The organism is Kitasatospora sp. NPDC001119 (assembly GCF_053598475.1).
The window spans coordinates 89,540-115,416 of sequence record NZ_JBSFKI010000031.1 but is presented as its reverse complement, the minus strand read 5'-3'; the positions used below and the strand labels follow the sequence as shown (position 1 = coordinate 115,416).

22 protein-coding genes, 5 tRNA genes and 1 pseudogene are annotated in these 25,877 nt (G+C 73.0%); 21 read left to right on the top strand and 7 right to left on the bottom strand.

What is annotated here, in order from left to right; genetic code table 11:
• A pseudogene (locus ACWDD9_RS32175) lies at positions 1–92 on the bottom strand (roadblock/LC7 domain-containing protein); the annotation flags it as partial.
• Positions 93–102: 10 nt separating this feature from the next.
• Positions 103–3,891: a sensor histidine kinase gene (locus ACWDD9_RS32170; RefSeq protein ID WP_449813524.1), complete on the bottom strand. Its 3,789-nt coding sequence runs from the start codon at positions 3,889–3,891 to the stop codon at positions 103–105.
• Positions 3,892–4,529: 638 nt separating this feature from the next.
• Between ACWDD9_RS32170 and ACWDD9_RS32165 the strand changes: the two genes are divergently transcribed.
• The 12 genes from ACWDD9_RS32165 (at position 4,530) to ACWDD9_RS32110 (ending at position 11,917) form a co-directional block, all read left to right on the top strand.
• Entirely contained in the window at positions 4,530–4,748 is a 219-nt protein-coding gene (locus ACWDD9_RS32165; protein ID WP_449813523.1) for a hypothetical protein, read from the top strand.
• Positions 4,749–4,991: 243 nt separating this feature from the next.
• Positions 4,992–5,792 (top strand): fumarylacetoacetate hydrolase family protein, encoded by an 801-nt coding sequence (locus ACWDD9_RS32160; RefSeq protein WP_049658604.1) that lies wholly within the window; start codon positions 4,992–4,994, stop codon positions 5,790–5,792.
• The gene (gltX, locus tag ACWDD9_RS32155; protein WP_074001506.1) at positions 5,785–7,284 is read left to right on the top strand and encodes a glutamate--tRNA ligase; all 1,500 of its coding nucleotides are present in this window, start codon (positions 5,785–5,787) and stop codon (positions 7,282–7,284) included. Before ACWDD9_RS32160 ends, gltX begins: the two co-directional genes overlap by 8 nt.
• Before the next feature lie 287 nt (positions 7,285–7,571).
• Positions 7,572–7,643, top strand: a tRNA-Gln gene (locus ACWDD9_RS32150).
• 36 nt (positions 7,644–7,679) lie between these two features.
• Positions 7,680–7,752: transfer RNA gene (locus tag ACWDD9_RS32145), tRNA-Glu, on the top strand.
• 27 nt (positions 7,753–7,779) lie between these two features.
• Positions 7,780–7,852: transfer RNA gene (locus ACWDD9_RS32140), tRNA-Glu, on the top strand.
• A 26-nt stretch (positions 7,853–7,878) separates the two neighbouring features.
• Positions 7,879–7,951 (top strand) — tRNA-Glu (locus ACWDD9_RS32135).
• A gap of 49 nt (positions 7,952–8,000) precedes the next feature.
• A tRNA-Gln gene (locus ACWDD9_RS32130) sits at positions 8,001–8,075 on the top strand.
• 389 nt (positions 8,076–8,464) lie between these two features.
• The gene (leuC, locus tag ACWDD9_RS32125) at positions 8,465–9,889 is read left to right on the top strand and encodes a 3-isopropylmalate dehydratase large subunit (RefSeq protein ID WP_388051555.1); all 1,425 of its coding nucleotides are present in this window, start codon (positions 8,465–8,467) and stop codon (positions 9,887–9,889) included.
• A 3-nt stretch (positions 9,890–9,892) separates the two neighbouring features.
• Entirely contained in the window at positions 9,893–10,489 is a 597-nt protein-coding gene (leuD, locus tag ACWDD9_RS32120; RefSeq protein ID WP_049659169.1) for a 3-isopropylmalate dehydratase small subunit, read from the top strand.
• Between the two features lie 182 nt (positions 10,490–10,671).
• Positions 10,672–11,019 carry an SCO5555 family protein gene (locus tag ACWDD9_RS32115; RefSeq protein WP_369808362.1) on the top strand — a complete coding sequence of 116 codons (348 nt, stop codon included), beginning with the start codon at positions 10,672–10,674 and terminating at the stop codon, positions 11,017–11,019.
• A gap of 133 nt (positions 11,020–11,152) precedes the next feature.
• The gene (locus tag ACWDD9_RS32110; RefSeq protein WP_449813522.1) at positions 11,153–11,917 is read left to right on the top strand and encodes an HU family DNA-binding protein; all 765 of its coding nucleotides are present in this window, start codon (positions 11,153–11,155) and stop codon (positions 11,915–11,917) included.
• 236 nt (positions 11,918–12,153) lie between these two features.
• Here the strand turns inward: ACWDD9_RS32110 and ACWDD9_RS32105 are convergent, their stop codons facing one another.
• Both ACWDD9_RS32105 and cofC read right to left on the bottom strand, forming a co-directional pair.
• On the bottom strand, positions 12,154–12,375 hold the full coding sequence (locus ACWDD9_RS32105) for a hypothetical protein (protein WP_030257846.1): 222 nt from the start codon (positions 12,373–12,375) through the stop codon (positions 12,154–12,156).
• 85 nt (positions 12,376–12,460) lie between these two features.
• Positions 12,461–13,153 carry a 2-phospho-L-lactate guanylyltransferase gene (gene cofC, locus ACWDD9_RS32100; RefSeq protein WP_388051558.1) on the bottom strand — a complete coding sequence of 231 codons (693 nt, stop codon included), beginning with the start codon at positions 13,151–13,153 and terminating at the stop codon, positions 12,461–12,463.
• A gap of 219 nt (positions 13,154–13,372) precedes the next feature.
• Between cofC and ACWDD9_RS32095 the strand changes: the two genes are divergently transcribed.
• From ACWDD9_RS32095 to ACWDD9_RS32085, 3 genes are all read left to right on the top strand, one after another.
• The gene (locus ACWDD9_RS32095) at positions 13,373–14,203 is read left to right on the top strand and encodes a lysophospholipid acyltransferase family protein (RefSeq protein WP_049656319.1); all 831 of its coding nucleotides are present in this window, start codon (positions 13,373–13,375) and stop codon (positions 14,201–14,203) included.
• Positions 14,200–15,201: an NAD(P)H-dependent glycerol-3-phosphate dehydrogenase gene (locus ACWDD9_RS32090; protein WP_074001509.1), complete on the top strand. Its 1,002-nt coding sequence runs from the start codon at positions 14,200–14,202 to the stop codon at positions 15,199–15,201. The genes ACWDD9_RS32095 and ACWDD9_RS32090 overlap by 4 nt, the downstream gene beginning before the upstream one ends.
• An 89-nt stretch (positions 15,202–15,290) precedes the next feature.
• Positions 15,291–16,436: a D-alanine--D-alanine ligase family protein gene (locus tag ACWDD9_RS32085; RefSeq protein ID WP_375877281.1), complete on the top strand. Its 1,146-nt coding sequence runs from the start codon at positions 15,291–15,293 to the stop codon at positions 16,434–16,436.
• A 66-nt stretch (positions 16,437–16,502) separates the two neighbouring features.
• Here ACWDD9_RS32085 and ACWDD9_RS32080 read toward each other — a convergent pair whose 3' ends face one another.
• A complete protein-coding gene (locus ACWDD9_RS32080; protein ID WP_375877282.1) occupies positions 16,503–17,021 on the bottom strand; it encodes a DUF3515 family protein in 519 nt (172 codons plus the stop codon).
• Positions 17,022–17,104: 83 nt separating this feature from the next.
• On the bottom strand, positions 17,105–17,338 hold the full coding sequence (locus ACWDD9_RS32075; RefSeq protein WP_049656326.1) for an Lrp/AsnC family transcriptional regulator: 234 nt from the start codon (positions 17,336–17,338) through the stop codon (positions 17,105–17,107).
• Positions 17,339–17,545: 207 nt separating this feature from the next.
• Between ACWDD9_RS32075 and ACWDD9_RS32070 the strand changes: the two genes are divergently transcribed.
• The 3 genes from ACWDD9_RS32070 (at position 17,546) to thiD (ending at position 20,517) form a co-directional block, all read left to right on the top strand.
• Positions 17,546–18,511 carry a thiamine-phosphate kinase gene (locus ACWDD9_RS32070; RefSeq protein WP_049656327.1) on the top strand — a complete coding sequence of 322 codons (966 nt, stop codon included), beginning with the start codon at positions 17,546–17,548 and terminating at the stop codon, positions 18,509–18,511.
• 159 nt (positions 18,512–18,670) lie between these two features.
• Entirely contained in the window at positions 18,671–19,696 is a 1,026-nt protein-coding gene (locus ACWDD9_RS32065; RefSeq protein ID WP_049656329.1) for an ATP-dependent 6-phosphofructokinase, read from the top strand.
• A 23-nt stretch (positions 19,697–19,719) separates the two neighbouring features.
• Complete coding sequence (thiD, locus tag ACWDD9_RS32060; RefSeq protein ID WP_049656332.1) at positions 19,720–20,517, top strand: bifunctional hydroxymethylpyrimidine kinase/phosphomethylpyrimidine kinase; 798 nt, start codon at positions 19,720–19,722, stop codon at positions 20,515–20,517.
• Between the two features lie 182 nt (positions 20,518–20,699).
• Here the strand turns inward: thiD and rpmB are convergent, their stop codons facing one another.
• Positions 20,700–20,885: a 50S ribosomal protein L28 gene (gene rpmB / locus ACWDD9_RS32055; RefSeq protein ID WP_014138233.1), complete on the bottom strand. Its 186-nt coding sequence runs from the start codon at positions 20,883–20,885 to the stop codon at positions 20,700–20,702.
• Between the two features lie 298 nt (positions 20,886–21,183).
• Between rpmB and ACWDD9_RS32050 the strand changes: the two genes are divergently transcribed.
• From ACWDD9_RS32050 to ACWDD9_RS32040, 3 genes are all read left to right on the top strand, one after another.
• Positions 21,184–22,815 (top strand): DAK2 domain-containing protein, encoded by a 1,632-nt coding sequence (locus tag ACWDD9_RS32050; protein WP_449813521.1) that lies wholly within the window; start codon positions 21,184–21,186, stop codon positions 22,813–22,815.
• Positions 22,816–22,871: 56 nt separating this feature from the next.
• Positions 22,872–25,091: an ATP-dependent DNA helicase RecG gene (recG, locus tag ACWDD9_RS32045; protein ID WP_074001511.1), complete on the top strand. Its 2,220-nt coding sequence runs from the start codon at positions 22,872–22,874 to the stop codon at positions 25,089–25,091.
• Between the two features lie 115 nt (positions 25,092–25,206).
• On the top strand, positions 25,207–25,740 hold the full coding sequence (locus ACWDD9_RS32040) for a hypothetical protein (RefSeq protein WP_049653379.1): 534 nt from the start codon (positions 25,207–25,209) through the stop codon (positions 25,738–25,740).
• Positions 25,741–25,877 lie beyond the last annotated feature (137 nt).

The following is a 25,877-nucleotide window of genomic DNA, read 5'->3' as shown; positions in this document are numbered from 1 at the left end:
TCCGCGGAGACCACCACGGTGTGGGACACCCCGGGGGTGTTGTCCACGAAATTGGTGATCAGCCAGTTCAGGTTCTGTGCGGCCTGGCTCATCTGGTTCAACTCAACGCTCCTGGTGATCTGCGCCGTTGCCGTCGCTCCGGCCACCGAAACTATCGAATCCGGGCTGCTGGGCACCATGCTGGTGGCCCGCCTGGTTGGCGGCCTGCTCGGCCCCGGCGCGGCGGCCCTGCTGGATGCCGCGGCGCAGGTTGGTCAGTCGGCCGCGGACCTCCTCGGGGGCCCGGGAGACCTGCGGGCCGGTCAGCGGCGAGGCCTCGGCGGTGCCGGAGACCAGGTTGGCCTGCGGGGTCCGCCGGGGCAGGCCCGACATGGTGACACCGCTGGTCGAGGGCTCGCGGATCTGCTCGGCGCGGCGCCAGCGCTCGTCGTTCGCGGACGGACGCCACGGCGCGTCGCCGGTGCCCGGCTGCGGCTGGCCCTGCGGCTGCTGCGGGGCCTGCTGCTGCGGAGCCGGCTGGGGAGCCCGCTGCTCGTCGGCCGACGGCTGGAACTCCGGTGCGGCGGTGCCGGGGCGGCGCGGCTGGTACGGCCGCGGCCGCGCCTGCTGCGAGCCGTCGGACTGCGGGAACCAGGGCTGCTCCTCGCCGCCCGGTCGGCCCGCGGCCTCGGACGGGCCGGTCGGCAGCGCCATCGGCTCCTGGTGCGGCAGCGGAAGCGGCTGCGGCTGCGGGGCCTGCTCCTGGCGCACCGGCTCCGGACGCGGCGGGTTCGGCACGTTCGGCAGCACCGGCTCGACCAGGCCGAGGCCCAGCGGGTCGCGCGGGTCGATCTGGCTGGCCTCGAAGCGCGGACGGGCGAACTGCTGGGTGCTCTCCACCGGCGCCGGCTCGGCCGACGGCAGCGGCTGGGGCTGCTGCTGGGCCTGCGGCGGCAGCTGCGGCTGGCGGTCGCGCTGCGGCGCGTCCGGGCCGGGGCGCTGCGGACCGCGCGGGCCCTGGGCGGCGGGCCGGCCGGGGGCGCCGGGGCCCTGCGGGGCCGGACGGCGCTGCGGCAGGCCGTCCTGCGGACGGTTGCCCGGACGGGCGCCCTGCTGCGGCGCGCCGGGGCCACCGGGACCGCCGGGGCGGCCGTGCTGCGGCTGCTCGCCGGTCCGGGCACCCGGACCGCCGTCGAACCCGCCGGCGGGACGCGGACGCTCCTGGCCGGGCCGGCCGGGCAGGCCGGGCTGGGACTGACCGGCCTGCGGCTGGCCCTGCTGCGGCTGACCGGGCTGGCCCGGCTGGCCGGGCTGCTGCTGACGGCCGCGGCGGGGCAGGCCGTTCGGGCCGCTCTGCGGCGGGCCCTGGCGACCCGGGGCGCGCTGCGGCAGACCGCCCTGCTGGGCCTGCTGCGGGGCCTGCTGGTTCTGCTGCTTCTGCGGGGCCTGCTGCTTCTGCTGCGGCTGGGCGGGCCGCTGGCCCTGGCCCTGCTGACCGCCGCCCTGCGGGGCGGGGTTCTCCCGCAGCGACTGGCCGACCTTGCGGGTCGGCAGACCGCCGCCGGACGCACCCGGACCGCCCGGCGCACCGGGACCGCCCGGCGCACCCGGACCGCCCTGCGCGCCCGGGCCGCCCTGCGGACCGGGACCGGTCGGAGCGCCCGGACCGCCCTGGCCGAGCTGCGGACGGCCGCCCTGCGGGGCACCGGCGGCCGGACCGCCCTGGCCGAGCGCGGCCGGACCGTTCTGGCGGCCGGGCGGCACCTGGCGCTGCTGGCGCGGCGTCGGGGTGACCCCGCGCTGCTGCTTGCCCTGGCCGGAGCCGGGCCGGCCGGCGCCGCGGCGGTCGCCCGAATTGGTGACGTCCACCGGGAGCATGACCAGCGCGGTGGTGCCGCCGGAGTCGCTGGGGCGGAGCTGGATGCGGATGCCGTGTCGCAGGGACAGGCGGCCGACCACGAAGAGGCCCATGCGGCGGGAGACCGAGACGTCCACCGTCGGCGGGTTGGCGAGGCGCTCGTTGATCTCGGCGAGGTCATCGGGGCTCAGGCCGATGCCGGTGTCGTGGATCTCGACCAGGACGCGGCCGTCCGGCAGCGCGTGGCCGGTGACCCGGACGCGGGTCTGCGGGCTGGAGAACGAGGTGGCGTTCTCCAGCAGCTCGGCGAGCAGGTGGACGAGGTCGTTGACGACGCGGCCGGCGACCTCGGCCGACGGCACGGCGGCGAGCTCGATGCGCTCGTACTGCTCCACCTCGGAGGCGGCGGCGCGGAGCACGTCGACCAGCGGGACGGGCCTGGTCCAGCGGCGGCCCGGGTCCTCACCGGCGAGGACGAGGAGGTTTTCGCCGTTGCGGCGCATGCGGGTCGCGAGGTGGTCCAGCTTGAAGAGGTTGGCCAGCTGGTCCGGGTCCGCCTCGCGGCTCTCCAGCTCGGAGATGAGCGACAGCTGGCGCTGGATGAGGCCCTGGCTGCGGCGCGAGAGGTTGGTGAACATCGCGTTGATGTTGCCGCGCAGGAGGGCCTGCTCGGCGGCGAGGCGGACGGCCTCGCTGTGCACCATGTCGAACGCGTGGGCCACGTGGCCGATCTCGTCGGTGGAGTCGACGGCGACCGGCTCGACCGTGGTGTCGACGTCGTGCGGGTCGGCCTCGGAGAGGGTCTTGACCAGCTCGGGCAGACGGCGCTCGGCGACGTCCTCGGCCGCGGCCTGGAGGCGGGTCAGCGAGCGCACCATCGAGCGGGCGATCAGACCGGCGCCACCGAGGGCGACGAGCAGCACCAGGGCGACCGCGACACCGATGATCAGGGCGTCGGCGTCGGCCTGGGACTGGAGGTCCTGGGCCTTTCCGTCCAGGTTCTCGATGAGCTTGGACTCGATCCGGCGCTCGGCGGTGATCTTCGAGCTGGCCTTCTCGTACCAGTCCTTGTAGCTGACCGCCTCGGTCTGGCGGATGCCGCTCTGGGTGAGGATCGTGGAGGCGTAGCGGTCGGCGTCGGCGACCACCGAGTTGTAGCTCAGCTGGCTGCGCAGGTTGTCCAGGTCGTGCGCGGTGTAGATGTTGTTGAAGCTCGCGATCGCGTTGTCGTACGAGCTGCGCAGACGGATACCGAAGGACTCGTCGCTGGGGCTGAGGTCCGGGGTCTTCGGGTTGGCGAGCGCGGCGCTGATCAGGGCCCGCTGCTGCGAGGTCGCGTTCTTCGCCAGCGAGAACTGCTGGAGCGCGCGGGTGGAGACGACCAGGTCCTTGTTGTTCGACGCGAGCGCGATGTCCTGGGTGATGGACAGCAGGTCTCGGATGATCACGTCGTAGGCGGTGATCGTCGACTGGATGTTCTGGTTGTTCTGGTACGGCAGGCTGCGGGTGTCCGCGATCGAGTTCAGGTCCTTGCGGATCTGGAGCAACAGCGCCTTGCCGCCGGACAGTTCGAGGTTCTCGAACTTGTCGGAGGACGCGGTGAAGGTGCGGCTCAGGTCGTCGGTGGACTTGCGGGCCGCGACGATGTCGTCGTCCAGCGGGGCGGTCGGGTCGTGGGTGATCGGGCCGGCGCTGATGTCGCGCTCGGTCTGCAGCGCGTCCGCGAGGTTGGTCGCCTTCTTGGCCAGGTCGGACAGGTTGGCCATCTGGGCGAGTTGCTGCGAGTTCTCCATCGAGGTCTGGATGCGCAGGCCACCGAGGACCAGCGAGACCATCACGGGGAGGGCGAGCAGCGCGATCAGTCGGGTGCGGATGCGCCAGTTGCGCATCGCGAGCCGGTTCAGACCGGTGGCGCGGCGCCTGGTCAGCGAGGTCCGGAGTTTGTCCCGGGCGGACTTCCGCTCCTGCCCGTCCTCCTCCGGCCGCCCGAGGGCCTCGGGTGTCACCGGCTCGGCCGGGCCGCCGGGGGCCGCCGCCTGTTGGGGGGCTGCCACAGGCTCGCGCGACTCCGGGTTCCCCGCGGCGCCGCTACCCCTTTTGAAACGTCCCTGCACTGGCGTCGCAACCTCTGGACCGGGCGTCCCGCCGCGTCGCCACGGCCTGGACGGTGTCGAGTTTCCATCCGCCCCCCGGCCGGTCCGGGAGAGCGGGCACCGGGGTGGACCACTCCCTACCCACGGTCCGTCGCATTCCAGCACAGCCGGGGAATCCCAACAAGGGCCGCAGGTACCGGGGGTCCGGCGCTACCGACCGCTTGTGCGATCTCACTGACTGTGCGGTAACAGGACCGGAATACCGCCTTTTTCGGACACTCGCCGGATACATGCCAAGCAGACCCGGGATCGGGAAGAGTCACAGACCTTCCGGAATGCCCCTTATCGGGTGGAATGTCGGAAAGTCCCGGAGCGACGATATGTCGGATATCTGTATTTTGCTCGTCAATTTGTGAGCAAAATCACAGTCTAATGTGTAGCTTTGGTCACGGTCTCTATGGAATGAGATCTCGTAACCTGGCTGTCTCCGGAGCACGGCCCCGATCAGCCTGCCCAGAACCCCTCCGAATCAATCGGAATCCATCAGGCCGGTGCCGATCCGCCGCGGTCGGCCAGGCCATGACCACGAGGTGCTCTCGATGTCCCAGGCGAAGAACGCCACCAAGTCCACGCTGTCCTGCCGCCCCACGGCGAACCCGCGCCGGACGACGCTGGCCTCGGTCGAGGACTTCAGCACGATCCCGGGTGCCCGCAAGCCCGAGGACGTCCTGACCTACGGCACCGAGCTGCCGGTCGCCACGGCCAACCCGCGCCGCACCCAGCTGATGGTCGCCCCGGTCGTCGTCCCGCAGGACTGACCCCGCACGGCACCGCACCGCACCGCGCCGAGGGCGCCGTCGTCACACCGGTGGCGGCGGCGCCCTCGGCGTCGCGCGGTGCGCGCTTCCGTCCCGACCGTCCTGAACAGGGGCAAAGCGGTCAGCCGGGGCCCCACGCGATAGCCTGGAGGCCGATTGACGGGGCCGCGCCCACTGCGGGCGGGAGCCCACCAGCGCCCGGGCGCGCCCCGGGCGGCCGACGAAGCGAGGGGTAGCCCAGCCGTGCGCATTGCCAGGTTTTCCGTCCGGGAAGGGAGCCCTGCCGCCGGCAGCGTCTCCTTCGGCGTAGTGGAGGGCGACCCTTCCCGGCCCGAGTCGCTGGTCGTCCACGCGCTGGCCGGCCACCCGTTCGGCCAGCCCCAGCCCACCGGCGAGAGCTACCGCTTCCAGGACGTCCGGCTGCTCAGCCCGATGCTCCCGAACAAGATCGTGGCGGTCGGCCGCAACTACGCGGCGCACGCGGCGGAGCTGGGCAACGACGTCCCGGACGTCCCGCTCACCTTCTTCAAGCCGTCCACCTCGGTGATCGGCCCGACCGAGAGCATCGCCTACCCGCCGTTCTCCTCGGACGTCCACCACGAGGCCGAACTCGCCGTGGTGATCGGCCGGATGTGCCGCGAGGTGCCGCTGGACCGGGTGCCCGAGGTGATCCTCGGCTACACCTGCGCCAACGACGTCACCGCCCGGGACGTCCAGCAGCGCGAGGGCCAGTGGGCCCGGGCCAAGGGCTTCGACACGGCCTGCCCGCTGGGCCCGTGGATCGAGACCGACCTCGACCCGAGCGACCTCGCGATCACCTGCACGGTCAACGGCGAGCTCCGCCAGACCGGCCGCACCTCCCTGATGGTCCGCTCGGTCGCCGAGCTGGTCGTCCACATCTCCGAGGCCATGACGCTGCTGCCCGGCGACGTCATCCTCACCGGCACGCCCGCAGGGGTGGGCCCCCTCAACGTCGGCGACGAGGTCGCCGTCTCCATCGAAGGCATCGGCACTCTCACCAACAAGGTGATCAAGCGTGGCTAACACTGACCCGGCCGTCCGGGTTCGCTTCTGTCCCTCCCCGACCGGCAACCCCCACGTGGGCATGGTCCGCACGGCCCTGTTCAACTGGGCCTACGCCCGCCACAACGGCGGCACGCTGGTCTTCCGGATCGAGGACACCGACTCCGCCCGCGACTCCGAGGAGTCGTACAACCAGCTGCTCGACGCGATGCGCTGGCTCGGCCTGGACTGGGACGAGGGCCCCGAGGTCGGCGGTCCGGACGCGCCGTACCGGCAGTCGCAGCGGATGGACATCTACGCCGATGTCGCCCGCCGCCTGCACGAGGCCGGCCACGCCTACCACTGCTACTGCTCCACCGAGGAGCTGGACGCCCGCCGCGAGGCCGCCCGCGCGGCCGGCAAGCCCTCCGGCTACGACGGCCACTGCCGCGAGCTGACGGAGGAGCAGGTCGCCGTCTACAAGCTGGAGAAGCGCGAGCCGATCCTGCGCTTCCGGATGCCCGACAAGACCCTCTCCTTCGACGACCTGGTGCGCGGCACGCTCACCTTCGAGCCGGAGAACGTCCCGGACTACGGCATCGTCCGGGCCAACGGCGCCCCGCTGTACACCCTGGTCAACCCGGTGGACGACGCCCTGATGGGCATCACCCACGTGCTGCGCGGCGAGGACCTGCTGTCCTCCACCCCGCGGCAGATCGCGCTGTACGCCGCGCTCGCCGAGATCGGCGTCGGCGACGGCACCACCCCGCGCTTCGGCCACCTGCCGTACGTGATGGGCGAGGGCAACAAGAAGCTCTCCAAGCGCGACCCGCAGTCCTCGCTCAACCTGTACCGCGAGCGCGGCTTCATCCGCGAGGGCCTGCTCAACTACCTGTCCCTGCTGGGCTGGTCGCTGGCCGAGGACCGCGACCTGTTCGACATGGACGAGATGGTCGCCGCCTTCGACGTCGCCAAGGTGAACGCCAACCCGGCCCGCTTCGACCTGAAGAAGTGCGAGGCGATCAACGCCGAGCACGTCCGCCGGCTGGCCCCGGAGGACTTCGTCCGCCGTCTGGTGCCGTTCCTCCAGGGCGCCGAGCTGCTGCCGGCCGAGCCCACCGCCGAGCAGCTGGACCTGCTCGCCAAGGTGGCGCCGCTCACCCAGGAGCGGATGGTCGTGCTGAGCGAGATCGTGAACATGGCCGGCTTCCTGTTCGTGGCGCCGGAGAAGTTCGCCCTCGACCCGGACGACGCCGCCAAGGTGCTGACCGCGGACTCCCGCCCGGTGCTGGAGGCCAGCATCAAGGCGCTGGAGGAGCTCGCGGACTTCACCCCGGAGCCGATCCAGGCCGCGCTGCGCGAGGCGCTGGTGGAGGGGCTGGGCATCAAGCCCAAGTTCGCCTTCACGCCGCTGCGGGTGGCCGTCACCGGCCGACGGGTCTCCCCGCCGCTGTTCGAGTCCATGGAGCTGCTGGGCCGCCCGGAGACGCTGCGACGGCTGCGCGCCGCCCTGGACGCCCTCCCGGCCGCCTGAGGCGCCCTCCTGGGCGCTCTCTGACGGATCCCTGCCGGACCGGCCCTCCACGGGCCGCCGAGCAGGCCGCGGGCCCGGCCTCGTGCCGGGCCCGCGGCGTACCCGGAGGTCATCCGCAGGCCTCCCGCAGGCCGCCCGGGGTTATCGATTTTGGAGCCGGGGCCGACGTCGGGTAATGTTCTTTCTGCGCCGCCCGGGAGGGAACGGACGAGGGAACGAAAGCCCCTCGGAAGGGACCGACCGAGAGGCGCAACGCCTGAGAAGGGCCCGCAGGGGTTCAACTCTGGTGGGGTATGGTGTAATTGGCAGCACGAGTGATTCTGGTTCATTTAGTCTAGGTTCGAGTCCTGGTACCCCAGCGCAGTACGTGAGTACAGCACACAAAAGAAGATCAAGCCCCCGTTGTGTAGCGGCCTAGCACGCTGCCCTCTCACGGCAGTAGCGCCGGTTCGAATCCGGTCGGGGGTACGGATCCCGCAAGGGATCACCTGGAAAGCCCCCGTTGTGTAGCGGCCTAGCACGCTGCCCTCTCACGGCAGTAGCGCCGGTTCGAATCCGGTCGGGGGTACGGATCCTGCAAGGGATCGCCAGGAAGCCCCCGTTGTGTAGCGGCCTAGCACGCTGCCCTCTCACGGCAGTAGCGCCGGTTCGAATCCGGTCGGGGGTACTTCAGAGCAGGAAGCCGGTGGGCTCGCCCATCGGCCCTTGCTTTGTGTTGGGGTATGGTGTAATTGGCAGCACGAGTGATTCTGGTTCATTTAGTCTAGGTTCGAGTCCTGGTACCCCAGCCAGAAATTGGAAAGGCCCCGGTTGTCCGGGGTCTTTTTCGTTGTGCGTCGAAGGCTTTCCGAAAGGGCCCCACCCGGTCACGGGTGGGGCCCTTTCGGCGTTCCGCGAGGCCTCCGCGCGACCCTTCCCGGGGGTCTCCGCAGGCTCCTCCGGGCAGCCCTCGCGGAGCCTCCGCGGAGCCCGGCCGGCCAGGGGCGGACGGGGGGGCGGACGGGGGGTCGCGCACTGTCCATGCGCTAAGACCGCGATCTCACTCCGCGAGACACAAGTTCAATCTCCGGCGAAAAGCGCCACTCTGGACGGGAGCGGCCCGGGAGTCTCAGGGCGGCGCACACGCTTTGACCTCGACGACACGAGAAGGCCGGCAACGCGGCCGGCTGGAGGGAATCCGATGGGACGGACACTCGCAGAGAAGGTCTGGGACGACCACGTCGTGCGGCGCGCGGAGGGCGAACCCGACCTCCTCTTCATCGACCTCCACCTGCTCCACGAGGTCACCAGCCCGCAGGCCTTCGACGGGCTGCGGCTGGCCGGCCGTACGGTCCGCCGCACCGATCTGACGATCGCCACCGAGGACCACAACACCCCCACCCTCGACATCGACAAGCCGATCGCCGACCCGGTCTCCAAGGTGCAGCTGGAGACGCTGCGCAGGAACGCCGCCGAGTTCGGCGTCCGGATCCACTCGCTCGGCGACGTCGAACAGGGCGTCGTGCACGTCGTCGGCCCGCAGCTCGGCCTGACCCAGCCCGGCATGACCGTGGTCTGCGGCGACTCCCACACCTCGACCCACGGCGCTTTCGGCGCGCTGGCGTTCGGCATCGGCACCAGCCAGGTCGAGCACGTGCTGGCCACCCAGACCCTGCCGCTGGCGCCGTTCCGGACCATGGCGGTCACCGTCGAGGGCGACCTGCCCGAGGGCGTCACCGCCAAGGACCTGATCCTGGCCGTCATCGCGAAGATCGGCACCGGCGGCGGCCAGGGCTACGTCCTGGAGTACCGCGGTTCGGCGATCCGGAGCCTCTCCATGGAGGCCCGGATGACCGTCTGCAACATGTCGATCGAAGCCGGCGCCCGGGCCGGCATGATCGCTCCGGACGAGACGACCTTCGCCTACCTCCAGGGCCGCCCGCACGCCCCGCAGGGCGAGGACTGGGACGCCGCCGTCGCGTACTGGCGGACCCTGGGCACCGACGAGGACGCGGTCTTCGACCACGAGATCTTCATCGACGCGAGCGAGCTGACCCCCTTCGTCACCTGGGGCACCAACCCGGGCCAGGGCGCCCCGCTGGGCTCGAACGTGCCGGACCCGGCCTCCTTCGCCGACCCGCAGGAGCGCCTGGCCGCCGAGAACGCCCTGACGTACATGGGCCTGGAGGCCGGCACCCCGCTGCGCGAGGTGAAGGTCGACGCGGTCTTCGTCGGCTCCTGCACCAACGGCCGGATCGAGGACCTGCGGGCCGCCGCGGCCGTCGTGGAGGGCCGCCGGATCGCCGACGGCGTACGGATGCTGGTCGTCCCCGGGTCCGTCCGGGTCGCGCTCCAGGCCGTCGAGGAGGGGCTGGACAAGGTGTTCACCGCGGCCGGCGCCGAGTGGCGCCACGCGGGCTGCTCGATGTGCCTGGGCATGAACCCCGACCAGCTCGCCCCGGGGGAGCGCTGCGCCTCCACCTCGAACCGCAACTTCGAGGGCCGGCAGGGCAAGGGCGGCCGCACCCACCTGGTCTCCCCGCAGGTCGCCGCCGCGACCGCCGTGCTGGGCCGCCTCGCGTCCCCCTCCGACCTGACCGCCGACGTCGCTCCCGTGGAGGCCTGAGCCATGGAGAAGTTCACCACCCACACCGGCCGGGCCGTCCCGCTGCGCCGCAGCAACGTGGACACCGACCAGATCATCCCCGCCCACTGGCTCAAGAAGGTCACCCGATCCGGTTTCGAGGGCGGCCTGTTCGAAGCCTGGCGCAAGGACGAGTCGTTCATCCTCAACCGGCCCGAGCGGCAGGGCGCCACGGTCCTGGTGGCCGGTCCCGAGTTCGGCACCGGATCCTCCCGGGAGCACGCCGTCTGGGCGCTCCAGAACTACGGCTTCCACGCGGTCATCTCCTCGCGCTTCGCCGACATCTTCCGGGGCAACTCCCTGAAGAACGGCCTGCTGACGGTCGTCCTGCCGCAGGAGACCGTGGAGCGGCTCTGGGCGCTCACGGAGAGTGACCCTTCGGCCGAGATCACCGTCGACCTGGAGGCGCGCGAAGTACGGGCCGAAGGCGTCACGGCGGCCTTCGAACTGGACGACAACGTCCGGTGGCGGCTGCTCAACGGGCTGGACGACATCAGCATCACGCTGCGGAACGAGGCCGACATCGCGGCCTTCGAGGAGACCCGTCCGGCCTTCAAGCCCCGTACTCTGCCGGTCGCCTGAGTTCCCCTCAGAACAAGCATTCTGACGATCCACCGCGTGGCCCGTGCCCCCCTCGGGGGGGCCGGGCCATCCGTCGTTCCGGAGCACGAGTTAGCGCCGGGGCCCGCCCCGGATTGCCCATTTGGCTTTGCGGAAGAGGGGCCCGCGCAAGTACAACTGCGGGTAGATGGCACAATCAGTACATGCACCGGCACCATGAACCTCCGTACGCGGGCGGCGAACCCGCGACTGAGGACTCCATGGGCCGGCCATCCGAACGCCGAATTGACGACCGGCCGGACGTCACCTCCGCACCAGCTGAGGGGCCGGACGACCAGGAAGTCGTAGCGCTCTACGCGCTTGTGGCCGAGCGGTTGAAGCAAGCTCACGCCCGCGTGCATGCGCTGAACGTGTCTGCCGATGCAAAGACCGCTCTCACCCGTCAACTCCTCATCGTCACCGAGACCGCCAAGCGCGATCTTCCGGAGGCGGCAAGGCGGTTGAGTCGCTTTGTACATGACCTCGACGAGGGGCCCCCGCCGCTCGACTGAGGTCGCCGACGCGCAAATCCATTGCGACACTAGGGTGATTCGCGCGTTTGGTAATTGAAAGTCCGCAGATACATACCTAACGTGCGAAAAGAACGGATGGAATCATCCGGCGCCCGTTTCCGAAGGGGAAGACGTGAACAAGGCTCAGCTTGTCGAAGCGGTGGCCGAGCAGCTGGGCGGTCGCAAGGCTGCCGCAGAGGCCGTCGACGCAGTGCTCGACACCATGGTCCGTGCCGTTGTGGCCGGTGACCGGGTCTCGGTGACCGGGTTCGGCACCTTCGAGAAGGTGGAGCGCTCCGCGCGCTTCGCCCGCAACCCGCAGACCGGTGAGCGCGTCAAGGTCAAGAAGACCTCGGTCCCGCGCTTCCGTCCGGGCCAGGGCTTCAAGGACCTGGTCAGCGGCAGCAAGAAGCTGCCGAAGGAAGGCCCCTCGGTGAAGAAGGCCCCCAAGGGCTCCCTCACCCCGGGCAAGAGCGGCGTGGCCGCCACCCCGGCCGCCAAGCGTGCCGCCACCAAGCGCGCCGCCGCCGCCGCTGCCGCCGCCCCGGCCGCCAAGAAGGCCGCCGCCAAGAAGACGGCGACCACGGCCGCCGCCAAGAAGGCGACCACCACGGCTGCCGCCAAGAAGACCACGGCGACCGCCAAGAAGTCCGCCGCGAAGACCACCGCCGCGAAGACGACGGCCGCGAAGACCACCGCCGCCAAGAAGGCGACGGCGACCGCGACCAAGGCCGCCGCCACCAAGAAGACGGCCGCCGCGAAGAAGGCGACCACCACGGCCGCCGCCAAGAAGACCACGGCCACCGCCAAGAAGGCGGCCGCCACCGCCAAGAAGACGGCGCCGGCGAAGAAGACCGCCACCCGCAAGACCACCGCGCGCAAGACCTCTGCCAAGTAAGTCCCGCGCGACCGTCTTCGGACGGCCTTCGGCCCAGAGCCGCGGCACCCCCCCTCCCGTGAATTCGCGGAGACCGGTCGCCGCGGCTCTTTCGATTTCCGGGCGCTTAGTCAGGAATCCGCGGCGTGCGTCGGCAGGGGGCGGTTCCGAGCGGGGTGGCGGGGTGCGGGCCGGTCCCCGGCGGGGCCGGTCGGGCCCGAAGGTTCCGCGGGCCTCGGCGGAGCCCGACGGGGCCGTCAGCCCTCGGCGGGGTCGGGGAAGGTCTGGAGCGTCACGAAGACCACCCGGCGGGCCTCGCCGGTGCCCTCGGTGCGGATCCGCACCCGCTGTCCGGGGCGCAGCAGCCGCAGGCCGCCGGCGTCGAAGGCGGCCGCGTCGAACGGCACCGGGGTCCCGTCGTCGAGCAGCACGGAGCCGGCCCGGGTGGCGGGGTCGAAGGTGAACGCGGTGGCCTGCATGCGTGCAGCATAGCGAGCGGCCCCGCCCGGGCCGGGGAGCAGGTCGGCGCCGGGCCGGGCGGGCTCCGGAGGGGCCGGGACGGGCTCAGCGCAGGCTCAGGCGGGCGAACAGCGCGCTGGTGTGCGGGCCGAGGCCGAGCGCCGCGGCCTCGCCGAGGTCCGTCCCGGTGTCCACGTCCCGGCGCACCGACTCCACGTCCGGCAGGCGCAGTTCGAGCGCGCCGCCGGCCGCGTGCCGGGCCCGTGAGCCGTCCCCGAAGGCGGGGGAGAGCGGGCGCCCGGGCGTGCAGGCGAGCAGGGTGGTGCCGAGGCCGGGGGAGTCCGGCAGGAAGGCCCGGCCGTCCGGCGGCACCGCGCCCAGCACCCGGGTCAGTTCGGCCGGGCGCAGCGCGGGGAGGTCCGCCGAGAGCGCCGCCAGCGGGGCCCGCGGGGCCAGGGCCAGGGCGGCCGCGGCGCCGTGCGCCAGGGCCCGGTTGAGGCCGCCGCCGGGCTCGTCGGCGACCACCAGGGCGCCGAGCGCGGCCAGCCGGGCGCCGGCCTCGGCGTCGCGGGTGACCACCAGGACCCGGTCGACGTCCGGGGTGGCCAGGGCGGCGGCGACGGTGTCCAGGGCGAAGGACAGCGCCAGGTCGGCCCGGTGCGGCCCGGCGTACGGGGCCAGTCTGCTCTTCGCCAGGGCGAGCGGCTTGAGCGGGAGCACCAGCGACCAGCCGGCCGTGGGTGCGGGGGGCGCGACGGGCTCACTGGGGCGTACGGTGTCCTGGGTCACCGGCGTCATTCTGGCGCCGGTCCCGGAGCCCTCGCCAGGCCGTTCGAGCTGTGCGGACGTGCGTTTGATCACGCCCGCCGGGCGGGTTGGCGCGGTTGCTCGACAGCCGGTGAGCGGGCGGGCGACACTGTTCCGCGCCCGTGGCCCGGGCACCGGCGGAAGCGGTGCGCGGCACCGGGACACCATGACCGCGGTAATCCGTGCCGCATCGGATGAGAAGGAGCTGGGGTGGCCCGCCGCTCGTACGCCAAGTTCGGCAACGCCGACTACGGCATCTGGTACCGCTTCGCGGCCGTGCTGGTGAAGCCGGTGACGACCGCCCTGGTGAAGCCCGACTGGCGGGGCTGGGAGCACGTTCCGAGGAACGGCGGCTTCATCGCCGCGGTGAACCACAACTCGATCATCGACCCGGTGATCTACGCGCACTGGCAGTACAACAGCGGGCGTCCGCCGCGCATTCTCGGCAAGTCCTCGCTGTTCTCCGTCCCCTTCATCGGGTTCATGCTGCGCAAGACCGGCCAGATCCCGGTGTTCCGCGAGTCCACCGACGCCGCGCAGGCGTTCCGGGCCGCGATCGACGCGGTCAACGGCGGCCAGTGCGTGCAGTTCTACCCGGAGGGAACGCTCACCCGGGACCCTGACCTCTGGCCGATGACCGGCAAGAGCGGGGTCGCCCGGGTCGCGCTGATGACCGGTGCGCCGGTCATCCCGGTCGCGCACTGGGGCGCCCACGAGATCATCCCGCCGTACGGCCGGCCCGGTTTCGGGAAGGGCCGGTTCAACCTGTTCCCGCGGCACCGGGTCACCGTCGCGGCCGGGCCGCCGGTGGACCTGAGCCGGTACCAGGGGCAGGAGCTCACCGCCCAGGTGCTCGCCGACGCGACCGAGGACATCATGACGGCGATCACCGCCGTGCTGGCCGAAGTCCGGGGCGAGGAGCCGCCGGCCGAGCGCTACGACATGCGCAAGGCCGCCCGGGAGCGCGCCGCGGCAGCGCTGGCCGAGCGCCGGCGCGCCAAGGGCGAGCCGGGCAAGGGCACCGAGGAGGCCGGCAAGTGACCCGTTGCGCCGTGATGGGAACCGGCTCCTGGGGCACCGCGTTCGCGATGGTGCTCGCCGACGCGGGCTGCGAGGTCGTGCTCTGGGCCCGCCGCCAGGAGCTGGTGGACGCCGTCAACTCCACCCACGAGAACCCGGACTACCTGCCGGGCGTCCGGCTGCCCGACACCGTCCGGGCCACCACCGACGCCGCCGAGGCGCTGGCCGGCGCCGACTTCGCGGTGCTCGTGGTGCCCTCGCAGACGCTGCGCGACAACCTGGCCGCCTGGACGCCGCTGATCGAGCCGCAGACCGTGCTGGTGAGCCTGATGAAGGGCATCGAACTCGGCACCGCCAAGCGGATGAGCGAGGTGATCGACGAGGTCACCGGGGTCGGTCAGGAGCGCGTCGCGGTGGTCAGCGGGCCCAACCTGGCCAAGGAGATCGCCAACCGGCAGCCCGCGGCCAGCGTGGTCGCCTGCTCCGACGAGGCGGTCGCCAAGCGGCTCCAGGCGGCCTGCCACACGCCGTACTTCCGGCCGTACACCAACACCGACGTGGTGGGCTGCGAACTCGGCGGCGCGGTCAAGAACGTGATCGGCCTGGCGGTCGGCATGGCGGCCGGCATGGGGCTGGGCGACAACACCAAGGCGACGCTGATCACCCGCGGGCTGGCCGAGACCACCCGGCTCGGCGAGGTGCTGGGCGCGGACCCGCACACCTTCGCGGGGCTCGCCGGGATGGGCGACCTGGTGGCCACCTGCTCCTCGCCGCTGTCCCGCAACAACACCTTCGGCATGAACCTGGGCCGGGGCATGACGCTGGAGGAGGCCCGCGCGGCCACCCGGCAGACCGCCGAGGGCGTCAAGTCCTGCGAGTCGGTGCTGGACCTGGCCCGGCGCAACGGGGTCGACATGCCGATCGTCGAGGCCGTGGTGGACGTGGTGCACAACGGGCGGCCGACCCAGGAGGCGCTGCAGGCGCTGATGTCGCGTTCGGCCAAGCCGGAGCGGCGCTGACCCGAGCGGCGCTGACCGGAGCGGCGGCGCCGAGGGTGCGGCGCCGCTGACTTCCCGGAAGGGCCTCGCACGGTAGTCTCAAACCCGATATGAGCATCGAACAGTCCTCCCCGAACCGGTCCGACCGGAAGCCGCGCGTCGCGCTGGTCTTCGGCGGGCGCAGCTCCGAGCACGCGATCTCGGTCTCCACCGCGGGCAGTGTGCTCAGGGCGATCGACCGCGACAAGTACGACGTGCTGCCGATCGGCATCACGCACGAGGGCCGCTGGGCGCTGACCAGCGACGAGCCGGCCCGGATGGCCATCACCGACGGGAAGCTGCCGGACGTGGCGCACGTCGCCGAGGGCGTCGACGGCCAGGTCGCGCTGCCGGTCGCCCCGGGCGACCGCGAGGTGGTCCTGACCGAGCCGGGCAGCGCCCCCAAGGCCCTCGGCGAGGTCGACGTGGTCTTCCCGCTGCTGCACGGCCCGTGGGGCGAGGACGGCACGCTCCAGGGCCTGCTGGAGCTCTCCGGCGTCCCGTACGTCGGCAACGGCGTGCTGGCCAGCGCGGCCGGCATGGACAAGGAGTTCGCCAAGCGGATCCTCGCCTCGCACGGTCTGGACGTCGGCCGCTACACCATCGTGCGGCCGCGCGACTGGGAGACCGAGGCGGGCCGCGCGGCGGTGCGCGAGCGGGCCGCCGAGCTGGGCCTGCCGCTGTTCGTGAAGCCCTGCCGGGCCGGCTCCAGCATCGGCATCACCAAGGTGAAGGACCTGGCCGACCTCGACGCGGCGATCGAGGAGGCCCGCCGGCACGACCCCAAGCTGATCATCGAGGCGGGCGTGACCGGCCGCGAGATCGAGTGCGGCGTGCTGGAGTTCGAGGACGGCCCGCGGGCCAGCGTGGCCGGCGAGATCCTGGTCGGCGAGGGCTTCGACTTCTACGACTTCGAGGCCAAGTACATCGACTCCTCGGACGTGAAGATCCCGGCGGACCTCACCGCCGCGGAGCTCGCCGAGATCCAGCGCCAGGCGGTCGAGGCCTTCGAGGCGCTCGGCTGCGAGGGCCTGGCCCGGGTGGACTTCTTCCTGCTGGAGGACGGCACCTGGATGATCAACGAGATCAACACCATGCCCGGCTTCACCCCGATCTCGGCCTTCCCGAAGATGTGGGAGGCCAGCGGGGTCTCGTACCCGGAGCTGATCGACCGGCTGCTCGCGACGGCGCTGCGGCGCTCGACCGGACTCCGTTAGCGGATTTGTGGAGGGCGGGCCGGGAGCTTCCCGGCCCGCCCTCGGTGCGTCGGGGACCCGTTCGGCTCAGCCCGGGACGTTGGCCTTGACCGCGCCGCTCAGGGCGGCCGCCGGGTCGAAGGGGTTCTTCGCGGCCCCGGCCGGGACGGTCACCTCGACGTAGGCGGCGCGCATGGTCGTCACGAAGCGGTAGCCGCCGTCGGCGAGCTTCTGCGACCACCAGGTGACGTCGTCGACGCTCGGGGACCAGTCCGAGGCGTGGTCGCCGTCCAGCTCCTCCGGCCGGTCGATGCCGCAGCGCAGCACCGTCCGGGGCGAGTCGCCCCAGCCGGCCACGTACGGCGAGGCGGGCGACGGGTCCCGGCGGGCGTGGCCGAGTAGGTCGGCGGGCAGCGCGGCGGCGAGCGCCCGGCAGTACCCGGCCGCGCGGCCGGTCGGCTGCGGGACCTCGACCGCCGGATCGGCCGGGCCCCAGCTGCCGACCAGCGCGACGACGGCGCAGGTCAGGGCGACGGGCAGGGCCAGCCAGCGGACCGGGGCCGGCAGGGCGGTCAGCGCCTCGGGGACGCGCAGTTCTCTGGCCACCCGCCGATGGTAGCCGGGGCCCGGACGGCCGGGACGGGCCGGTGCGCCGGCTCACGGGCACACCGGCTCACGGGTGCACCGGCCTACAGGTGCACCACGGGACAGGTGAGCGTGCGGGTGATGCCGTCGACCTTCTGGACCTGGGCCACCACCATGCGGCCCAGCTCGTCCACCGTCTCGGCCTCGGCCTTGACGATCACGTCGTAGGGGCCGGTGACGTCCTCGGCGCTCAGGACGCCGGGGACCCCGGCGATGGTCCGGGCCACGGCGGTGGCCTTGCCAACCTCGGTCTGGATCAGGATGTATGCCTGTACCACGGGGACCTCCCGGCGGCCGGTTAGGGGGGATAGCCGCCGTGATCGCCCGGTCAGGTGTGTGGGTGGGTGGGCTCACCGGCAGTCTGATCACCACGCTACCGCGCTGCGGGCCGGGGAGGGGAGACCTCGATGCTCCCGAAGGGCGTACGCTGCGCGCGGGGGAGCGCGACGGGGACCGAATCGGATGGAAACGCGAGAGGACGGCAGATGCAGGGGACCGTGGGCGAGCTCGGCGAGTTCGGCCTCATCAGGGAGCTGACCGCCCGGGTACCGCTCACCGATGCCGTCGACCTCGGCCCGGGTGACGACGCCGCGGTGGTACGGGCTCCGGACGGCCGGGTGGTGGCGACCACGGACGTCCTGATCGAGAACCGGCACTTCCGCCGGGACTGGTCCACCGCCTACGACGTGGGCCGCAAGGCCGCCGCCCAGAACCTCGCCGACGTGGCCGCGATGGGGGCGGTGCCGACCGCCATCCTGCTCGGCCTGGTCGCCCCCGCGGACCTGCCGACCACCTGGGCCACCGAGTTGATGGACGGGCTGCGCGACGAGTGCCAGGTGGCCGGGGCGACGGTGGTCGGCGGCGACGTGGTGCGCGGCGACACCGTCACGCTGGCCATCACGGCGCTCGGCGACCTCCAGGGGCGGGCGCCGGTGACGCGCTCCGGCGCGCAGGTCGGCGACGTGGTCGCGGTGACCGGCTGGCTCGGCTGGTCGGCCGCCGGCCTGACCGTCCTCCAGCGCGGCTTCCGCTCCCCGCGCGCCTTCGTCGAGGCGCACCGCCGGCCCGAACCGCCGTACCACGCGGGCCCGGCGGCCGCCGACCTGGGCGCGACCTCGATGGTCGACGTGAGCGACGGGCTGGTCGCCGACCTCGGCCACGTCGCCCGGGCCAGCGAGGTGGACATCGACCTCAAGGCCGCCGACTTCGACGTCCCGGCGCAGATGGCCGACATCGGCCAGGCGGTCGGGGTGGACCCGCTGGTCTGGGTGCTCTCCGGCGGCGAGGACCACGCGATCGTCGCCACCTTCCCGCGCGGGATCCAACTCCCGGCCCGCTGGCGGGTGGTGGGCGAGGTGACCGGCCGCCCGACGGGCAGCCGCAGCGGCCGGGTGACGGTCGACGGCGCGCCCTGGGACCGGGTCGGCGGCTGGGACCACTTCGCCGAGTAGCGCGCGGCCGCGCGCCGATCCCCGTACGGCGGGCGGCGCGTGACGCTCCGGTGCGCGGGGGACGGGCTTCGCGGGTGCGTTGTGCGTAGGCTTGCGACACCCCGGCCCGCCCGTCCGGCGCGGGCGGCCCGAACCACTGCGAGCGGGAGCACACCACAGATGCGCATCGGTGTACTGACCAGCGGCGGCGACTGCCCCGGCCTCAACGCGGTGATCCGCTCGGTGGTGCACCGGGGCACCGACGTCCACGGGGACGAGATCGTCGGCATCCTGGACGGCTTCCTCGGACTGATCGAGGGCCGCACCAGGACCGTCACGCACGACGACGTCACCGGCCTGCTCACCCTCGGCGGCACCATCCTGGGCTCGGCCCGGGTGCGGCGGGACCGGATCGCCTGGGCGGTGGAGAACGCCAGGACGCTCGCCCGGGAGATCGGCATCGACGCGCTGATCGCGATCGGCGGCGAGGGGACGCTGACCGCCGCCAAGCTGTTCAGCGACGCCGGACTGCCCGTGGTCGGGGTGCCGAAGACCATCGACAACGACATCGACGCCACCGACGTGACCTTCGGCTTCGACACCGCCGTGCACGTCGCGACCGAGGCGATCGACCGGCTGAAGACCACCGCCGAGTCCCACCAGCGCGTCATGGTGGTCGAGTTGATGGGACGGCACACCGGCTGGATCACCCTCACCGCGGGCATGGCGGGCGGCGCGCACGGCATCCTGATCCCGGAGAAGCCCTTCGACATCGAGGCGGTGGCCCGGATAATCGAGGACCGCTTCGCGCGCGGCAAGAAGTTCGCCATCATCGCCGTCGCCGAGGGCGCCTCCCCGGTGCCCGGCACCATGCGCTTCGACCACGGCGAGGTCGACCAGTACGGCCACCGGACCTTCGGCGGGATCGGCAACCGGCTCGCCCACGAGCTGGAGGACCTGCTCGGCAAGGAGGCCCGCCCGGTCATCCTCGGCCACGTCCAGCGCGGCGGCACCCCGACCGCCCGGGACCGGGTGCTCGCCACCCGGTTCGGCTGGCACGCGGTGGAGGCCGTCCACCAGGGGGCGTTCGGGCACTTCACCGCGCTGCGCCGGACCGGCATCGAACTGCTGCCGATCGGCGACGCGGTGACCCGGCTGAAGACGGTGCCGGAGGACCGCTGGGCGGAGTCCGAAGCGGTGCTGTGAAACGGCGCGGGTAGGTTGGGGCCATGGCTTCGACTGCTCCCCCCCGCGTGCTCACCGTCGCCGGCTCCGACTCCGGCGGCGGCGCCGGCATCCAGGCCGACCTCAAGGCGATGCTCGCCCTCGGCGTCCACGGCATGAGCGTGATCACCGCCGTCACCGCGCAGAACTCGCTCGGCGTCCAGGGCTACTGGGAACTGCCCGCCGAAGCCGTCCGGGCGCAGTTCCGCAGCGTGGTGGACGACATCGGGGTGCAGGCCGTGAAGACCGGGATGCTCGCCTCGGTCGAACTCGTCGAGACCGTCGCCGAACTGCTGGCCGGGGTGGACGCCCCGGTGGTGGTCGACCCGGTCGGGGTCTCCAAGCACGGGGACGCGCTGCTGGTCGCCGAGGCCGTCGCCACCGTCCGCGAGAAGCTGCTGCCGGTCGCCACCCTGGCCACCCCCAACCTGCACGAGGTGACCCAGCTCACCGGGCTGGCCGTCGAGGACGAGTCGCAGATGCTGGACGCCGCCAAGGCGCTGGTCGACCTCGGGCCGCGCTGGGCGCTGGTCAAGGGCGGCCACCTGCCGGGCGAGGCCGCCGACCTGCTGTACGGCGGACCGGACGAGGTGCACTGGTTCCGGGCACCGCGCTACGACAACCGCCACACCCACGGCACCGGCTGCACGCTGGCCAGCGCGATCGCGGCCGGCCTGGCCAAGGGCGAGCCGCTGCCGCTGGCGGTGGCCTCGGCCAAGGAGTACATCACCGGCGCGATCGCCGGGGGCTTCGCCCTGGGCGCCGGCATCGGCCCGGTCGACCACGCCTGGCGCTGGCGCTAGCGGAGGCCCGGAACGTCCGGAACATCCGGAACGTCCGGAAAACAGCGGTGGGCGGACTCCTCAGAGGAGCCCGCCCACCACGGTCACGTCCGGAAATCGGCGCAACCGGCCACGGAAACAGTGGAGCCGGCCCATCCGAGGATGAACCGGCTCACTGGAGGACCGGCATGCCGGTCTGCGCGTCAGCGCGAGACCTTACCGGCCTTGATGCACGAGGTGCAGACGTTGAGCCGCTTCGGCGTCCGCCCAATCACAGCGCGCACCGTCTGAATGTTGGGGTTCCAACGACGGGGGGTACGGCGGTGAGAGTGGGAGATGCTGTTGCCGAAGCCCGGCCCCTTGCCGCAGACGTCGCAGTTGGCAGCCACAGGAGTCACTCCAAGACTTCAGATCAGATACTTTCGAAAACCCCGCTCAGCCACCAGAACACTCGCGTGAACCAGACCGGACAAGGGGGTGAGCCTGGACGGTTCCAGGCAACCGGAAGAGCATACAACGCTTGCTTCCGTCCCACGAAACTACCATGACCGGCCGAGTGATCGCTCCTGCCCGCCGGACCGGACGGCCCTCCCCGCCCCCCGATAACCTGCCGGTATCACCCCTTGCCGCCGCCCGGCCCGCGTCACCGCCCCGGGCCGCCGCGGCGTCCCGTCCGGAGGAGACCTGGTGCTGCACACGCTCGACGCCCCGGCCGTGCGCACCTGGTGCCAGCTCGCCCTGCGCGCGCTCGGCCAGGCCCGCGAGGAGATCGACGCGCTCAACGTCTACCCCGTCCCGGACGGCGACACCGGCACCAACCTCTACCTGACCGTCGAGTCCGCCGCCGCCGAGGTGGAGAGCCGCTTCGCCGACCCCGCCGCCGACCCGGCCCCCGGGCTGGCCGAGACGGTCCGGGCGATGGCCCGCGGCGCGCTGATCGGCGCCCGGGGCAACTCCGGGGTGATCCTCGCCCAGTGGCTGCGCGGCACCGCCGAGACGCTCGCCGAGGGCGGCGGCGCCGAACAGCTGCGGGCCGCCCTGCAGCGGGCCGCCGACTCCGCCTACCAGGCCGTCGCGGAGCCCGTCGAGGGCACCCTGCTGACCGTCGCCCGGGTCGCCGCCCGGGAGGCCCACCGGGCCGGGGACGGGCTCGCCCAGGTCGCCGACACCGCCTACCGGGCCGCCCGGGACGCGCTGCGGCACACCCCCGAGCAGCTCGCCGTCCTGGCCGAGAACGGGGTGGTGGACGCCGGCGGGCGCGGTCTGGTGGCCGTCCTCGGCGCGCTCGCCGACGCCGTCGCCGGGCAGCAGCCGATGGGGCCGGTCGCGCTGCGCGGGGACGTCCGGGCCGTGGAGAGCTGCGAGACGCACCTGCGGCCGCCCGGCCCCGGCCACCCCGCCTTCGAGGTCATCTACCTGCTGGACGCCCCCGACGAGGCACTGCCCGCGCTGCGCGAGCGGCTCGGCGGGCTCGGCGACTCGCTGGTGATCGGCGGCGGCGACGGCCTGTGGAACGTGCACGTCCACGTGGACGACGCGGGCGCCGCCGTGGAGGCCGGGGTCGGCGCCGGGCGCCCGCACCAGATCCGGATCACCCACTTCGCCGAGGCCGCCGCCCGCTCCGGCACCGCCGCCGAGCGCGGCGAACGCGAGGAACGGGCCCGCGCGGTGCTCTCGGTGGTCTCCGGCGGGGGCCTGGCCGAGCTCTGCGAGCAGGCCGGCGCCGTCGTCCTGCACGCCGACCCGGACCGCCCGCCGGCCAGCGCCGAGCTCGCCGACGCGGTGCGCCGCTCGGCCGCCCGCGAGGTCGTCCTGCTGCTCAACGACCCCGAGCTGCGCGCCGCCGCCGGGGCCGCCGCCGACCAGCTGCGCGAGGAAGGGGTGCGGATCGCCGTCCTGCCCACCCGCTCGCCGGTGCAGGGGCTGGCCGCGCTCGCGGTGCACGAGGGCGGCCGCCGCTTCGACGAGGACGTGGTCGCCATGACCTCCGCCGCCGGCGCCACCCGCTACGCGGAGCTGGCCGTCGCCGAGGGGGAGTCCTGGACGATGGCGGGGGTCTGCCAGGCCGGGGACGTGCTCGGGCTGATCGACGGCGACGTCGCGGTGATCGGCGCCGGGCTGGCCGAGGTCGGCGAGAGCGTGCTGGACCGGATGCTCGGGGCCGGCGGCGAACTCGTCACCCTGGTCCTCGGCGGCGGCACCGACGAGGCGCTCGCCGACCGCCTGGTCGCCCACGTCCGGCACCGCCGGCCCGAGGTGGACGCGGTGGTCTTCCACGGCGGGCAGGAACCGGCACCGCTGCTCATCGGGGTGGAGTAGGGGCGGGGGCCGCCCTTGGCCCGGTTTGTCGGCCCGGTGGTGTAAACAAGGCGCTGATGGGCGCTCTCGATGAACCACTGACCAAGCTCGTCGGCGACCGCACCGCGAAGGTGCTCGCCGACAGCCTCAAGCTGCGCACGGTCGGGGACCTGCTGCACCACTACCCGCGCCGCTACGTCGAGCGCGGCCAGCTCACCAGCCTGGACGAGCTGGAGGTCGACGAGCACGTCACCGTGCTGGCCCGGATCGAGAAGGTCACCCTGATCCCGTTCCGCGGCCGCAAGGGCGACCGGCTGGAGGTGGTCGTCACCGACGGCCGCAGCCGGCTCTCGCTGGTCTTCTTCAACCAGGGCTGGCGGCAGAAGGAGCTCAGGGCCGGCGCCCAGGGCCTGTTCGCGGGCAAGGTCGGGGTCTTCAACCGGACCCGCCAGCTGGTCTCGCCGGACTACCAGCTGCTCGACGAGGACGCCGGCTCCGACGCCGCGCGGCAGTTCGCCGGCCGGCTCATCCCGGTCTACGGCGCCAGCGCGCAGATGCCCAGCTGGAAGCTGTCGATCTGCGTCGAGACGGCACTCACCAAGCACCTCGGCGACGTCGGCGAGCCGCTGCCCGCCGAACTGCGCGAGCGGCACGACCTGATCCCGCTGCCCGAGGCGCTGGAGCTGATCCACCGTCCGCGCGGCCACGCCGACCGCGAGCGCGCCCAGAGCCGGCTGCGCTGGGACGAGGCCTTCGTGCTCCAGGTCGCCCTCGCGCAGCGCCGGGCCGCCGACTCCGCCCTGCCCGCCAAGCCGCGCGCGGCCCGCGAGGGCGGCCTGCTGGACGCCTTCGACGCCCGGCTGCCGTTCACCCTCACCGAGGGGCAGCGGAAGGTCTCCGCCGAGATCGCCGCCGACCTCGCCACCGACCACCCGATGCACCGCCTCCTCCAGGGCGAGGTCGGCTCCGGCAAGACCCTGGTCGCGCTGCGCGCCATGCTCGCCGTGGTGGACGCGGGCGGCCAGGCGGTGCTGCTGGCGCCCACCGAGGTGCTCGCCCAGCAGCACCACCGCTCGGTCGTCGAGATGATGGGGGACCTCGCCGAGGGCGGCATGCTCGGCGGCTCCGACCTCGGCACCCGGGTGGTGCTGCTGACCGGCTCGATGGGCGTCCCGGCCCGCCGCCAGGCGCTGCTCGACATGGCCTGCGGGGACGCCGGGATCGCCATCGGCACCCATGCGCTGATCGAGGACAAGGTGCAGTTCCAGGACCTCGGCCTGGTCGTGGTGGACGAGCAGCACCGCTTCGGCGTCGAGCAGCGGGACGCGCTGCGGGCCAAGGGCGAGCAGCCGCCGCACCTGCTGGTGATGACCGCCACCCCGATCCCGCGCACCGTCGCGATGACGGTCTTCGGGGACCTGGAGACCTCCGTCCTGGACCAGCTGCCGGCCGGCCGCTCGCCGATCTCCACCCACGTCGTCCCGGCGCTGGAGAAGCCCAACTTCCTCACCCGGGCCTGGGAGCGGGTCCGCGAGGAGGTCGCCAAGGGCCACCAGGCGTACGTGGTCTGCCCCCGGATCGGGGACGAGGAGCCGGCGGCCGACCCGAAGAGGAAGAAGCGCAAGGCCGCCGAGGACGGCTTCGAGGAGGTCGCCGACGCGGGCGCGGAGAGCGACGAGCGGCGGCCGCCGCTCTCGGTGGTGGAGACGGCCGAGAAGCTGGCGAAGGGCCCGCTGAGCGGCCTGCGGGTGGAGATCCTGCACGGCCGGCTCGCGCCGGAGGCCAAGGACGAGGTGATGCGCCGCTTCACGGCCGGCGAGGTGGACGTGCTGGTCGCCACCACGGTGATCGAGGTCGGCGTCAACGTCCCCAACTCCACCGCGATGGTCATCATGGACGCCGACCGCTTCGGCGTCTCCCAGCTGCACCAGCTGCGCGGCCGGGTCGGCCGCGGCAGCGCGCCGGGCCTGTGCCTGCTGGTCAGCGAGATGCCCGCGGGCAGCGCCGCGCGGGCCCGGCTGGACGCGGTGGCGGGCACCCTGGACGGCTTCGAGCTGTCCCGGATCGACCTCGAACAGCGCCGCGAGGGCGACGTGCTGGGCCAGGCCCAGTCCGGGGTGAAGTCCTCGCTCAAGGTGCTCTCGGTGCTGGAGGACGAGGAGGTCATCCTCACCGCCCGCACCGAGGCCACCCGCCTCGTCGCCGAGGACCCGGACCTGGCCGCCCACCCGGAGCTGCGCACCGCGCTGGAGAGCCTGCTCGACGAGGACCGCGCGGCCTACATGGAGAAGGGCTGAGCCGCCTCCGGACGGGCCGCGCGGCCCCGGAATTGTCAGACCCCCGGGAGAGAATGAAGGTGTTCAGGGCGCACCCCCAAGGTGCGTTCCTGGCACGACACTTGGGGGTCAAGCCATGGCATTCCGTCATCTCAACGAGCTCCCGCTGGGCGACAAGGTCTTCCGGATCGAACTCGCCAGCGACGACGACCGCGAGGTCACCCTCACCCTGACCGGCTGGCGCGAGGGGGCGGCCGCCGCACCGCTCGCCTCGGGCAAGCTCCGCCTGCCGGTCGAGGACGTCGCCTCGCTGCGGATCGCGCTCAACCGCGCGCTGCGGGCGCTGGCGATCGTCGCCGACGTCTCCGAGCCCATCCCCGACCGCGACGTGCTGCGCGAGCTGTACCCCGGCCACGGCGCCCCCTGGGTGCCGCAGCACGAGGAGGAGCTGGTCCGGCGCTTCCACGACGGCGAGACCGTCGCCCGGATCGCCGCCCGCTTCGGCCGCACCCCCGACTCCGTCCGGACCAAGCTGCGCGAGCTCGGGCACGACCCGCGCCGCCCCGAGTTCTGCCCGCCCGACGGCTGCCTGTCCTGGTCCCGCTACGCCTCGCCGGCCCTGCTCGGCGCGAGCGTCCCGGCCCAGTCGGCGGGCTCCGAGGCGAGCTGACCACCCGAGTGCGCGGCCGCGGCCCGGTGGGGGATTCCCCGCCGGGCCGCGGCCGTCCGGCGTGGGCACAGGGCCCGTCCGGCGTGGGCACAGGGCCCGTCCGGCGTGAGCGCGGTGCGGTGATCGGGATAGCGTGG